Origin of the sequence: uncultured Alsobacter sp., assembly GCF_945952055.1 — a bacterium.
Lineage (GTDB): Bacteria > Pseudomonadota > Alphaproteobacteria > Rhizobiales > Beijerinckiaceae > Alsobacter.
In genome coordinates this window covers 74,551-87,236 of the sequence record NZ_CAMFHB010000007.1, presented here as the reverse complement: position 1 = coordinate 87,236, position 12,686 = coordinate 74,551, and the positions used below count along the sequence as shown (strand labels likewise).

The window sequence follows — 12,686 nt, the reverse complement described above, 5'->3', positions numbered from 1 at the left end:
TCGCCGCGCTCACTTCGCGAGCCTTGCGAGGTTGGCGGCGGTGTCCTCGGACATGTTCGCCTCGTAGGCGATGGTCGCCTTCGACGCCCAGGACACGGTCTGCCAGTAGAGCGGCACGATCGGCATGTCCTTGAACACCATGCGGGTCGCCGCCTGGATGCCGGTGATGCGCTCCTTCTCGTCGAACTTCGACAGCGCCTCGGTGAGGGCCTTGTCGAAGGCGGGGTTGGAGTATCGCGTCCGGTTGAACCCGCCCGTGCCGGCCTTCGGGTCGTTGGTCATGAACAGGTTGCGCAGGCCCGGCCCCGAGGTCGGGGTCGTGTTGCCGAGCGAGAAGATGAAGGCCGAGAAGCTCTGCTTCGTCGCGTTGCCGGCATAGACGTTGTAGGGCTGCGTGACGACGCCGTTCACCTTCAGCCCGCCGCGGGTCAGCATCTGGCCGATGGCCTGGGCGATGTCCTTGTCGCCGGCGAAGCGGTCGTTGGACGAGTGGATGGTGATGCCGAAGCCGTCCTTCAGGCCCGCCTCGGCGAGCAGCGCCTTGGCGCCGTTCAGGTCGAAGGCGATCGGCTTGATCGTGGGGTCGCTGCCCTGCACGCCGTCGGGCACGAGCTGCGCGCCCGGCACGCCGGCGCCATTGAGGATGCGCTCCACGATGGCCGGCGTGTTGATCATCTTGGCGATGGCGGTGCGGACGCGGACGTCCTTCAGCGGGTTGGGGACGAGCGGCTTGCCGTCCTTGTCCGTGACGAAAGGCGACTCGTCCCGCGTCCCGTCGAGCGCGAGGTAGATGAGCCGCGCGGACGGCGTCGTGTGCACCTTGATGCCGGCGGTCTTCTCCAGCGTCGGCAGGTCGGCCGGCGGCACGCCGTCGATGAGATCGACCGCGCCCGAGCGCAGCGCCGCGACGCGCGCCGCGTCGTTGGAGATGAACTTGATGGTGACGTTCTCGAAGTCGGGCTTCTTGCCCCAGTAGGCATCGTTGCGGGTCAGCACGACGCGGTCGCCCGGCACCCACTCCTTGAACTTGTAGGGGCCCGAGCCGATCGTCCCGTCACCCTTGTTGTAGTCCTGCAGGCTCTTCCCCTGCGCGGCGGCGCGCTGGAGGATGTAGACGAAGCCGATGCGCTCCATGAGATCGGGCGTCGGCGCCTCGGTCTTCACCTCGAGCGTCGTGGCGTCGACGGCGGTGAGGCCCGTCACGCCCGAGACGTTGTTGGAAAACGGCGCCGGGCTGTTCGGCACGTTGCGGGCGCGCTCCAGCGAGAACACGACGTCGTCGGCGGTCACCGGCTTGCCGTCGTGGAACTTGGCGTCCGCCCGCAGCTTGATGCGCCACGTCGTGGGGTTCACCACCGTCCAGCTCTCCGCCAGCCCCGGATGCATGCCGAGCTTCGCGTCGGGCTCGACCAGGCGGTCGAAGATCTGCTGGGCGATGTTCTGGTTTGGGCCCGTGCGCGAGAACAGTGGATCCATCGCGGAGGGTTCGGTCGCCGTGCCGATGACGAGGTCGGCGGCCAGCGCCGGCGCGTTCAGCGCGAGCAGCAGGGCGATGGGAGCGAGCGTGAGGCGATGCTTCATGGTTTTTCTCCGTCAGGCGGCGTTTCCGGGGCGCGCCATCGCGGGCGCGTCGTCGTTGAGATGGCAGGCACTGTCGTGGCCGGGTGCGATGGGACGCAGGGCCGGCAGCACCGAGCGACAGCGCTCCATCGCGCTCGGGCAGCGCGGATGGAAGGCGCAGCCCGGCGGCGGATCGAGCGGGGAGGGGATCTCGCCGCGGATCGGCGCGAAACGGCGCCGCCGCTCGTGGATCGACGGGAGCTCGGACAGCAGCGCCGTCGTGTAGGGGTGGTTGGGCGCGGCGAAGAAGCCGTCGGCCCCCGCGGTCTCGACGACGCGGCCCAGATACATGATCGCGACCCGGTCGCTCACATGCTTCACCACGCCGAGGTCGTGGCTGATGAAGACATAGGTGAGGTCGAGGTCGCGCTTGAGGTCCATGAACAGGTTGATCACCTGCGCCTGCACCGAGACGTCGAGGGCCGAGACGCTCTCGTCGCAGACGATGAGGCGCGGCTTCACGGCGAGCGCGCGGGCGATGCCGATGCGCTGGCGCTGGCCCCCGGACACCTGGTGCGGGTAGCGCCGCAGATAGGCAGGATCCAGGCCGACGCGCGCCAGCAGGCCCGCGACATAGTCCTCCTGCTCGCCGGCGCGGATCAGGCCGTGCACGCGGGGCGCCTCGCCGACGAGGTCGAGGATACGCTTGCGCGGGTTCAGCGACGACATCGGATCCTGGAAGATCATCTGCACGGCGAGGCGCATCTCCATGCGCTCGGCCGCGGAGAGATCGCGGACGTCCTTGCCGCGCCAGAGCAGCGTGCCATCCGTCGGCGGCAGCAGACCCGCGAGCATGCGCCCCAGCGTGGACTTGCCGCAGCCGGATTCGCCGACCACGCCCAGCACCTCGCCGGGATGCACGGCGACGTCGACGCTCTCGACCGCGTGGACGATCTCGTCCTTCACGGTGGCGCCGAGCGAGCGGGCAAGCTTCTCGGCGATGTCGAGACCCTTGCTGAACCGCCGCACGAGCCCGCGGCCTTCGATGAGGGGCGTGCTCATGAGGTGAGCTCCTGCTCTGGCTCCATCTCTCCGCACGTCATGCCCGGGCTTGGCCCGGCCATGACGGTGGAAAGATTGAGGGTCCAGAAGGAGCTCCTTGTGATCCAACCGCCCCTCATGCCGCGCCCCTGATCAGCAGCGGGTGGTGGCACCACCAGGCCTGTCCGCCATCTCGCCCCTCGGGCGGATCGGCGGCGCAGGCGGTCGTCGCGAACGCGCATCGTGTGCGGAACGCGCAGCCGGACGGTCGTGCGGTGGGTGGCGGCGCGAGACCCGGGATGGGATGCAGCGGCTCGCCGCGCTTCGCCGAGCCCGGCAGCGCGTCCATCAGGCCGCGCGTGTAGGGGTGGCGGGGTCGGTCGAGCACGTCGTCGACGCTGCCGCTCTCGACGATGCGGCCGGCATACATCACCGCCACGCGGTCGGCGAGGCCGGCGACGACGCCGAGATCGTGGCTGATCCAGATCAGCGCCATGCCCATGGCATCGGCGAGGCGGCGGACCTCGTAGAGGATCTGCGACTGGATGGTGACGTCGAGCGCGGTCGTGGGTTCGTCGGCGATGACGAGCTCGGGGCGGTGCAGGAGCGCGATGGCGATGGCGACGCGCTGGCGCATGCCGCCCGAGAACTGGTGCGGATAGGCGGCGAGCCGCTCCTCGGGCGAGGGGATGCCGACGAGGCCCAGCGCGTCGCGGGACCTGTCCCGGGCTTCGCGGCGCGACACGTCGTCGTGCGCCAACACGGCCTCCACCATCTGGGTCTCGATGGAGAGGACCGGGTTCAGCGTCATCATCGGGTCCTGGAAGACCATGGCGATGCGCTTGCCGCGCAACCGGCGCATGGTCTCGTGGCCCGCGCCGACGAGGTCCTCGCCCTGGAACAGGATCCTTCCCTGAGTCACCCGACCCGGCGGGTCGACGAGGCCGAGGATCGAGAAGCCGGTGATCGATTTGCCGGAGCCGGACTCACCGACGAGGCCGAGGATCTCGCCGCGGGCGACGGAGAACGAGACGCCGTCGACCGCGCGCACGGCCTTCGCGCCCGTGCCGAAGGTGGTGTGGAGGTTTTCGACGGTGAGCACCGGCGCCATGGTTCAGCGCTCCGCCAGCCGCGGGTTGAGCACCTCGCGCAGCCGGTCCCCGACGATGTTGATGCTGAAGACGAGCGCGAGCAGCAGCAGGCCGGGATAGACGCTCATCCAGTACAGGCCCGCCAGCAGCACCTGGTAGCCGTTGGCGATGAGCAGCCCGAGGGAGGGCTGCGTGATCGGCAGGCCGATGCCGAGGAAGGAGAGCGTGGCCTCGGCGGAGATGGCGTTGGCCACCTGCAGCGTGCCGATGACGATGAGCGGCGACAGGCAGTTCGGCAGCAGGTGGCCGAAGAGGATGCGCGGGCGCGAAAGCCCCAGCATCACCGCGGCCTCCATGTAGTCCTTGTTCTTCTCGACCAGGGCCGCGCCCCGCACGGCGCGCGCGAACATGGCCCACTGCACGAGGACGAGCGCGAAGATCACTTTGCCGGTTCCCTGTCCGAGGAGGGCCAGCAGCATCAGCGCCACGAGCAGGGTCGGGAAGCCGAGCATCAGGTCGACGAGGCGCATGATCAGGCTGTCGACGCGGCCGCCGAAGAAGGCCGCGGCGAGCCCGAGCGTGGTTCCCACCGCGAGGGCCACCAGGCCGGCGAAGACGCCCACGAACAGCGAGGTGCGCAGCCCGTAGAGCATGGCCGACAGCATGTCGCGGCCCTGGCCGTCGGTGCCGAGCCAGAAGCGCGTGCCGTCCATGCTCTCGGCGCCCGGCGGCAGCTTCGAATCCATGATGTCGAGGGCGGCGAGGTCGTAGGGGTTCTGCGGGGCGAGCCAGGGGGCCGCGACGGCGGCCGCCAGCAGCAGGACGCAGACGATGGCGGCGAGTGTCGCCTTGGGGCTGGCCAGCAGGCCACGCAGGGCGCGCGCGCCGAGCTTGTCGGCGGGCGGGATGGCGGGAGCGGGGAGGGCGGCGTCGCTCATCAGCTGCGCCCCAGTCGGATGCGCGGGTCGAGCAGCGAGTAAAGCACGTCCACCAGGAAGTTGAGGACGATGAACAGGCTGACGACGACCAGCAGGTAGGCGACGACGACCGGCCGGTCGAGGCGCATGATCGAGTCGATCAGAAGCTTGCCGATGCCGGGCCAGGCGAAGATCGTCTCGGTCACGACGCCGAAGGCGATGAGCGAGCCGATCTCCATGCCGATGACGGTGACGAGCGGGATCATGATGGTCTTCAGCACGTGCACGAGCACGATGCGCCGCTCGGTGAGGCCCTTGGCCCGCGCGAACTTCACAAAGTCGAGCGGCATCGTCTCGCGCACGCCGGTGCGCGTCAGGCGGATCACCAGGGAGAGCTTGAAGAGCGCGAGATTCACGGCCGGCAGGATCAGGTGCTTCAGCCCGTCCCAGGTGGCGAGGCTGGTCTCGATTCCCAGGATCGTGCCGGTCGCGCCGCGCCCCGTGGAGGGCAGCCAGCCGAGCCACACGGAAAAGATCATGATCAGCATCATGCCCTGCCAGAAGTTCGGCAGGCTGAAGCCGAGGATCGAACCGGTCATGATCGTCTCGTCCACCGCCGAGCGCGGTTTCAGCCCGGCGACGAGGCCGAGCGGGATGCCGAGGACGAGGGAGATCGCCAGCGCCACGAAGGCGAGTTCGAGGGTGGCCGGCAGCCGGCCCAGGATCAGCGAGATAGAAGGCTGGTCGAAGACGAAGGAGCGGCCGAGGTCGCCGTGCAGCGCGTTGCCGAGGAAGGCCAGGAACTGCACCGGCAGCGGCCTGTCGAGGCCCAGCGAGCGTTCCACCTGGGCGCGCTCGGCCGGCGTGGCGTCGGGCGCGATTAGCATCTCGGCGGGATCGCCGATGGCATAGACGCCGAGGAACACGATCACAGCCGTCGCCGCCAGGACGACGAGGCTCTGCAGCAGGCGCCGGATGACGAAGACCGTCATGGGGCTGGTGTCTCCCTCCCGGCACGATGCGCGGTTCGTGCAGAATGGGGGTGCCCGGGAGCGTCACGCAACCTTATGAGCAAAGCGCATCGATCTATGCGCCCGTCCTGGGCCATCGCCGTCTTGGCGGATCGTCTCCGGCTCTTGCCATGGCGCCAACCCCTCCGCTCGTCCTGCCCGGGCCAGGCCCGGCCAAGACGCGGAGAGGGTCGTGCCGATCTCAAGAATGCTTGAAGCGGCGTCATCCTAGGCGGTCAGGTGCTCCTGCAGGATCGCGGCGAAGGCTTCGCCGGCCCGGGACATGGGCTGGCCCTTGAGCGAGATGATCCCGTAGTCCCCCTGGGTGCCGGGCTCGAACGGCCGGCGCTCGATCGGCAGGTGGGCGAAGAGCCGGGCGATGAATTCGGTCACCACGCCGATGCCGAGCCCGCGGGCCACGAGCGAGCAGGTGGCCTCCACCGAGTGCACCTCGACGCGCGCGGACGGGTGCACGCCGGCCCGGCGCAGCATGCGCTCGAAGTCGCGGCGGGCCGGGCGCTGGCGGCCCAGCAGGATCAGCGGGTGGCCGGCGAGGTCGCCGGCGCGCACCACCTGGCGGCGGGTCAGCGCGTGGCCGGCCGGCATGATGCAGACGGACCCGGAGCGCAGCATGGGCCGGACGTCGAAGCCCTTGTCGCGCGGCGGCAGGCTGACAAAGCCGATGTCCGCGACCCGTGTCATCACCATGTGTTCGATGGCGTCGTAGTGTCCGCCCAGGATCTCGAGCGAGGCATCCGGGCGGGCCGACAGCCAGGTCTCGACCACGGCGGGCATGACCGATCCGATGAAGGAGTGCGGCACCGCGACCTTCAGGAAGCGCTGCCCGACGGTGCCGGCCTTCAGGTCCTCGGTGTAGCGGCGCAGCCGCATCAGCAGGCCGCTGAGTTCGCCCACCTCTTCCAGCAGCGCGTGGGCTTCGGGGCGGGGCAGGAGCCGGCCCTTGCTGCGCTCGAAGAGCTCGAAGCCGAGCTCGTCCTCCAGCTGTGTGAGCTGGCGGCTCACGGCCGACTGGGAGAGGCCCAGCGCGCCGGCCGCCGCCGTCGTGGAGCCGCCGCTCATGACGGCACGGAAGATCTCGATCTGTCGCAGTTTCAAGTGAGGAGGATACCGGGAGCCGACGGATGAACGAGCATCGGCCGGCTCACCGGGCCTGTCAAAGGCCGCGGCGCTCAGTTCGCGCTGGCCACGACGACGAGCTTGCGGATCTCGCCCTTCAGATAAGCCTGCAGGAACCGCTCGTAGTTGCGGATCGAGACACAGCCGTTGCTGTCACCGTTGGGCCCGAGCATGTAGGTGTGGGCCAGCAGGCCGTCCCGGCCGTGGATCGCCCCACTTCCGCCGATCGGGGTCAGGCGGATCGCCCGCACGCCGTGGAACAGCGCTTCCCGCAGGGTGAGGTCGTAGACGTGCGGCGGCGTGGCGCCCTTCATCCGCACGTGGACGTAGCGCGGATCGTCGAGGTGATCGCCGAGGCCGGAATGGGCCTCCAGCTTCTCGCCGCTGGGCAGGTAAACGGCCTTTGCTGAGATGTCGTACACGGCGGTCAGTTCGCCGGCGGAAGGCGTGACGCGGCCGAGCCGTCGCGAGCGGTTCAGGTCGGCGCCGTCGTCCTGGGAGGGCGCATAGGCCATGGCGTCGCCGGCCGGCTTCGCCGTTCCGCCGAAGAGCCGTTCGAAGAAGCTGCGGTTGTCCTGCGCCGGGGCCGCGGGCGCGCTGGCCACGCTCATCCGGGCGCGGCGCTGGATCGAGGCGTTGGCCACGCGCGGGCGCTCGGGCACGGGCGTCTGCTGGACGAGCTCCGCAGGGCGCGGCGCCGGCACGGGCCGTGCCTCGGTGGGCGGGGGCGGGAGCGGGAGGGCCGCCGTCTTCGCCGGTTCGGGAAGGGCCGGCGCCGCTGCCACGATCGGCGGGGCCGGCGGCGCGACGGGCTGCCAGGTGGAGGCCAGCGGCGCGGCCTGTCCGGTGGACTGGTGCGCGAAGCCCAGCCGGATCATCTCCTCATGGGGGCCTGGAGCCTTGGCGGGTTCGGCGCTGCCGGGCAGCAGGCGGCTCAGGTCGATGCGCGGCGCGTCGGGGACGGGCTGGAGCGGCAGGCTCGCCCACAGTCCCACGCCGACGGGGATGGCGGGCAGCAGCAGGAACCAGAGCGGTGCGGACCGGCGGGGAGAGAGCGGACGGACGGACTTCTGGTGACGTCGGCCGAAATACTCAGACATGCGCTACGCTTTCGCACTCAAGGCAACTGACACACACCCCGATGCGCTTCTGCGCGACGCCGCGGCCCTGCCACGGTCTTTCCCGGCGCCGTGCCCGGGGGTGGACCGCGGCCAGCGCTGCTCCCTCCATGAGGCGCCCGCATGGTTAACCGGCGGTGAAGCGACGGCAGAATTTTTGAGGAAATGGGGACCGAGAGTCCTGGCCTCTCTCTTTCCACGTCCTGCACGGGCCCGGCCCGGGCATCCACGACTTTGCCGGGACCATCTTCAAGTCGTGGGTGGCCGGGCCAAGCCCGGCCATGACGCGGAGACGTGGAGCGCTAAGGCGCCGGCCTCAGCACGTCAGGCGTCAGCTCATCCACCGAATCCACGCCCAGCAAGGCGAGCGTCCGGTCGATCTCGGTGGCCAGGATGTCGATCGCGCGCTTGGCGCCCCGCTCGCCTCCGGCCGCCAGCCCGTAGAGCAGGGCCCGGCCGAGCAGCACGGCGTCGGCGCCGAGCGCCAGGGCCATGACGATCTCCGTGCCGCGGCGGAACCCCGAGTCGACCAGCAGCGTGTAGTCCTTGCCCACGGCGGCGCGCGCGGGGGCGATCAGGCGCAGCGGCGAGGTCGTGCGGTCCAGCTGTCGGCCGCCGTGGTTCGACAGCACCACGCCGTCGGCGCCATGGCGGCGGGCCTCCAGGACGTCCTCGACGGTCTGCACGCCCTTGATGACGAGCTTGCCCGGCCAGCGCCTGCGCAGCCGGTCCACGAAGCTCCAGTCCAGCGCCGCGCGCAGGCTCGACTTCGACCAGTTCGACACGCCGAAGAACGTCCGGTCGGCCGCGGGAACGAAGGGCTCGAGGTTCGAAAAGCGCGGGTAGCCCGCGCGCCACAGATCGAGCAGCCAGCGCGGGTGGGCGAGGACATCGAGCTTCGCCGACAGCGTCAGTTCCAGCGGGCGCGCGTAGTTGCGGATATCCCACTCGCGATTGCCCATCACGGCGCCGTCCACGGTGAGCAGCAGCACCTCGCTGCCCGCCCGGTGGGCGTTGTCCACCAGGGTCTCCCAGATGTCGTCCGTGCCGAAGACGTAGAGCTGGAACCAGTGCCGGACCCCGGGCAGGGCCGCGAGGTCGGCGACGAGCGCGTTCGACACGGTGCTCTGGCCGAACGGGATGCCGGCGGCGGCGGTCGCACGGGCCAGGGCGGCATCCGCGCCGGGCCAGAGCAGGCCGTTGAGCCCCGTGGGCGCGCTGCCGATCGGCAGGGCCGAGGGGCGGCCGAAGATCATGCGGCTCTTGCTGCGACGGTCCACCGACACGAGGACGCGCGGGGCGAAGACGTGGTCGTCGAACGCCCGCCGATTGTCGGCCAGCGTCAGTTCCTCCTCCGCGCCGCCCTCCAGGTACTCGGCGCTGAAGCGAGGCAGGCGGGCCAACGCCATGGCCCGCAACTCGGCGATGGTGAGGGCCCGGCTGACGTCGCGTCCCGCATAGAGGCGACGGGGCGGCTGGGAGGGAACATCCCTGGGGAGAAAAGACATGGGTGCACGCGAGGTTTGGCAAGCGCCCGATTGACGGCGATCTTGGTCATGCTAGCATACCAAAAATGGTCAGGGGAGGCCGCATTGGCCGATACACTCGCGGGTAAGACGGCGTTCGTCACGGGGGCGGCGAGGGGGCTCGGCCTGGCCATCGGCAAGGCCTTCCTGGATGCAGGCACGGCGCGCGTCTGGTTCGCCGACGTCTCCACCGACGTGGTCGACGTCGCGAAATCGCTCGACGCGGGCGGCCGCGCCCAGGGCGTGGTGCTCGACGTCCGCGACGAGAAGGCTTTCGCCGCCGCCATCGCGCTGGCGGATGCCGGACCCGGCCTCGACATCATGGTCAACAACGCCGCGCGCACCGTGTCGCGTTCGGTCTGGGACATCAGCGCGCAGGAGTGGGACGACGTGCTCGCCGTCAACCTGCGGGGCGTGTTCTTCGGCTGCCGTCTCGCCGGCAAGGCCATGCGCGAGCGCAAGCGGGGGCGCATCCTCAATCTCAGCTCGCTCGCCGGCCAGCGCGGCGGGGTCGTCGCCGGGGCCCATTACTCGTCGTCGAAGGCCGGCATCATCGTGCTCACCAAGGTGTTCGCGCAGGAGCTCGCCGGCGCCGGCGTCACCGTGAACGCCATCGCGCCCGCGGCCATCCGCGGGCCCATCACCGACGAGATGCCGCCCGAGAAGGTCGAGGCGATGGCCAAGACCATTCCGGTCGGCCGGCTCGGGGACGATCGCGAGATCGGCGCCGCGGCCGTCTACCTCGCCTCCGACGCCGCGGCTTTCGTGACCGGCACGACGCTCGACGTGAACGGTGGGATCTTCATGCGCTGAAGGCGCGACACAAGGGGAGCAGACTCCATGGCCGTCGAATTCCAGGTCCCGAAGGTGCCCACGCCGTTGCGGGCCGTGCTGCTCGGGGCCGCGACCCAGGGCTGGTTCAACGCCTCGGACGAGGAGCGGCGCCAGCAGGTCCTGCCCCGCTTCAAGCAGATGATCCAGGAGTGGTCGGACATGGGAGCCAAGGTGCTCGCCACGGTCGACGACGACCTGTTCATGGTCGGTGAGCCGGGCGCTCCCGATTTCACGTGGTACCTCATCTTCGAGGTGCCCTCGATCGACGTGCTCGCGGCGATGATCCACCGCGTCCGCACCACGGTCGATGGGGTTCGCCTCGATCGCTACATCCGCATCGAGGGCCGGCTGGGCCGTCCCTTCTTCCTGCTCGAAGGCGGCCACTGAGCCCCGTCCCTCAACGACCATCCGTGGAGACCTCCATGACCCGCGTTCCGTCCGGCCTCAATCGCCGCGCGTTCCTCGCCGCAGCTCCCGCGGTCCTCGTGGCATCGCGCGTCGGTGCCCAGGGTGCCGGTCTCACGCTCGGCATGGTGGTGGGCACCACCGGTGCCTTCGCCAGCGGCGAGGCGCCGCTCCTCAACGGCGTGAAGATGGCCGTCGAGGACCTCAACGCGAAGGGTGGCATCGCCGGCAAGAAGGTGAACCTCGTGATCGAGGACACCGGCTCCGAGCAGACCGGCGCCATCAACGCCTTCAACCGGATGCTGTCGAAGGATCCGGTCGCGATCATGAACACGACGCTCTCGCCCTTCGTGCTCGCCATGATGGGCACCATCAAGGACGAGGGCCTGCCCGTGTTCACCGGCGCGGCGTCCGCCCAGCTCGCGCCCAGCAAGCGTGGCGCAGCGAACCTCTTCCGCATCCGCACCAGCGACACGAAGGTTCCCTCGGGTGCGGCGCGCTTCGCCGCCGAGACGCTCGGCGCCAAGAAGGTCGCGCTGCTGCGCATCAACAACGAGTACGGCAACGGCTGGCGCACCGAGGTCGAGGAGGTCTGCAAGCAGAAGGGCGTGCAGCTCGTCGCCAACGAGAGCTACGAGGACGCCGACCGCGACCTCACGGCCCAGCTCCTGCGCATCAAGAACGCCGGCCCCGACGTCGTGATCATGGCCGGCAATCCGCCGAACTTCGTCGTCGGCGTGCAGCAGGCCAAGCAGCTCGCGCTGCCCGCCAAGCTGATCCTGTCGAATGCCGGCGTGCTGCCCACCACCATCCGCCTCTACCAGCAGGGTGCCGGCGAAGGCGTCTACGGCACCGTCGACAGCCTGCCGTCGGGCGATCCGGCATCGAAGGAGTGGGCGGCCCGCTACAAGGCGATGTTCAACCTGGAGTCCGACTACTCGGCCGCCGAGTACTACGATGGCGTGATGATGCTGGCGGCCGCCATCGCGGCCAAGGGCACGGACAAGAAGGCGCTCGTGGCCCAGCTCCGCACGCTCGCCAAGGCACCCGGCATGGGCAACACCTACACCTACGCCAATGACGGCGATGGCGGCGAGAGCGTCGCGATCGTGCAGATCAAGGGCAGCGGCGTGGAGTTCGTCACGAACATCCGCTGATCCTCGACCGCGCCATGATCACCTTCGCACAGGTGGTGTTCAGCGGGCTGACGATGGGGGCGATCTACGCCCTCGTCGCGCTCGGCTTCACGCTGACCATCGCCGCCGCCGGCATCGTCAACTTCGGCTACGGCGAGATCGTCACCTACGGCGCCTATCTCGGCGTCACGTTCGCCGTGGTGCTGGGCCTGCCGCTGTGGCTCGCCCTCATCGCCACCGTGCTGTCGACCGCCGCCATCGGCTACCTGTTCCAGCTGGCGGTCTTCAACCCGCTGGAAGGCCGACACTTCCTGACGATCGTCGCCGGGACCATCGGCGTGGGCATCGCCATGGCCAATGCGGCCACGGTGATCTGGGGGCCCTATCCGCTCGTGCTGCCGCCCTTCTTCGGCATCGGCGGCATCGACGTCGGTGGCCTCGTGGTGTTCCCGCACGCGGTGATCACCATCGCCGCCACCGCGATCCTGATCACCGGCCTGCAGCTCGCGCTGACGCGCACCGACATCGGGTTGCGCCTGCAGGCGACCGCCCAGGACGTGCCCGCCGCGCGGCTCATGGGCATCCCCGTGAAGCGCATGCGCACGCTGGCCTATTGCCTGTCGGCGGCGTTGGCGGGCTTCGCCGGGTTCCTGGTGGCGCCGATCGCCGTGGTGACGACCAGCATGGGCTTCGTGCTGATGCTCAAGGGCTTCGCGGCCACCGTGCTGGGCGGCTGGGGCAGCCTGAAAGGCGCCGTGTTCGGCGGGGTCATGGTGGGGCTGATCGAGGCGCTGGGCGCCGCCTACATCTCCTCCGACTACAAGGACGTGATCGCCTTCGGACTGATCGTCGCCGTCCTCGTCCTGCGGCCGCGGGGACTGTTCCCCGAGCGCATCGCCGAGAAGCTCTGA

The 12,686-nt window shown here is 69.8% G+C and carries 12 protein-coding genes; 4 read left to right on the top strand and 8 right to left on the bottom strand.

The annotated features are described in order from the left end of the window. Positions 1 to 9 precede the first annotated feature (9 nt). From Q0Q47_RS07535 to Q0Q47_RS07500, 8 genes are all read right to left on the bottom strand, one after another. Positions 10 to 1,581 carry an ABC transporter substrate-binding protein gene (locus tag Q0Q47_RS07535; protein WP_293856856.1) on the bottom strand — a complete coding sequence of 524 codons (1,572 nt, stop codon included), beginning with the start codon at positions 1,579 to 1,581 and terminating at the stop codon, positions 10 to 12. Between the two features lie 12 nt (positions 1,582 to 1,593). Next, the gene (locus Q0Q47_RS07530; RefSeq protein WP_293856853.1) at positions 1,594 to 2,622 is read right to left on the bottom strand and encodes an ABC transporter ATP-binding protein; all 1,029 of its coding nucleotides are present in this window, start codon (positions 2,620 to 2,622) and stop codon (positions 1,594 to 1,596) included. Between the two features lie 115 nt (positions 2,623 to 2,737). Next, positions 2,738 to 3,712 carry an ABC transporter ATP-binding protein gene (locus tag Q0Q47_RS07525; protein WP_293856850.1) on the bottom strand — a complete coding sequence of 325 codons (975 nt, stop codon included), beginning with the start codon at positions 3,710 to 3,712 and terminating at the stop codon, positions 2,738 to 2,740. Positions 3,713 to 3,715: 3 nt separating this feature from the next. Further along, positions 3,716 to 4,630 (bottom strand): ABC transporter permease, encoded by a 915-nt coding sequence (locus Q0Q47_RS07520; protein WP_293856847.1) that lies wholly within the window; start codon positions 4,628 to 4,630, stop codon positions 3,716 to 3,718. Next, on the bottom strand, positions 4,630 to 5,601 hold the full coding sequence (locus Q0Q47_RS07515; RefSeq protein ID WP_293856844.1) for an ABC transporter permease: 972 nt from the start codon (positions 5,599 to 5,601) through the stop codon (positions 4,630 to 4,632). The genes Q0Q47_RS07520 and Q0Q47_RS07515 overlap by 1 nt, the downstream gene beginning before the upstream one ends. Positions 5,602 to 5,847: 246 nt before the next feature. After that, positions 5,848 to 6,735, bottom strand: coding sequence for a LysR family transcriptional regulator (locus Q0Q47_RS07510; protein ID WP_293856841.1), 888 nt, complete (start codon positions 6,733 to 6,735; stop codon positions 5,848 to 5,850). Positions 6,736 to 6,809: 74 nt separating this feature from the next. Further along, positions 6,810 to 7,856: a DUF2778 domain-containing protein gene (locus tag Q0Q47_RS07505; protein ID WP_293856838.1), complete on the bottom strand. Its 1,047-nt coding sequence runs from the start codon at positions 7,854 to 7,856 to the stop codon at positions 6,810 to 6,812. Between the two features lie 320 nt (positions 7,857 to 8,176). Further along, entirely contained in the window at positions 8,177 to 9,382 is a 1,206-nt protein-coding gene (locus Q0Q47_RS07500; RefSeq protein ID WP_293856835.1) for an alpha-hydroxy acid oxidase, read from the bottom strand. A gap of 84 nt (positions 9,383 to 9,466) precedes the next feature. Between Q0Q47_RS07500 and Q0Q47_RS07495 the strand changes: the two genes are divergently transcribed. The 4 genes from Q0Q47_RS07495 to Q0Q47_RS07480 are packed head-to-tail and all read left to right on the top strand — an operon-like array spanning position 9,467 to position 12,686. After that, positions 9,467 to 10,213 carry an SDR family NAD(P)-dependent oxidoreductase gene (locus tag Q0Q47_RS07495; protein WP_293856832.1) on the top strand — a complete coding sequence of 249 codons (747 nt, stop codon included), beginning with the start codon at positions 9,467 to 9,469 and terminating at the stop codon, positions 10,211 to 10,213. 27 nt (positions 10,214 to 10,240) lie between these two features. Next, positions 10,241 to 10,621 (top strand): hypothetical protein, encoded by a 381-nt coding sequence (locus Q0Q47_RS07490; RefSeq protein ID WP_293856829.1) that lies wholly within the window; start codon positions 10,241 to 10,243, stop codon positions 10,619 to 10,621. 35 nt (positions 10,622 to 10,656) lie between these two features. Further along, positions 10,657 to 11,796, top strand: a complete 1,140-nt coding sequence (locus tag Q0Q47_RS07485; RefSeq protein WP_293856826.1) for an ABC transporter substrate-binding protein — start codon at positions 10,657 to 10,659, stop codon at positions 11,794 to 11,796. 14 nt (positions 11,797 to 11,810) lie between these two features. After that, complete coding sequence (locus Q0Q47_RS07480; protein WP_293856823.1) at positions 11,811 to 12,686, top strand: branched-chain amino acid ABC transporter permease; 876 nt, start codon at positions 11,811 to 11,813, stop codon at positions 12,684 to 12,686.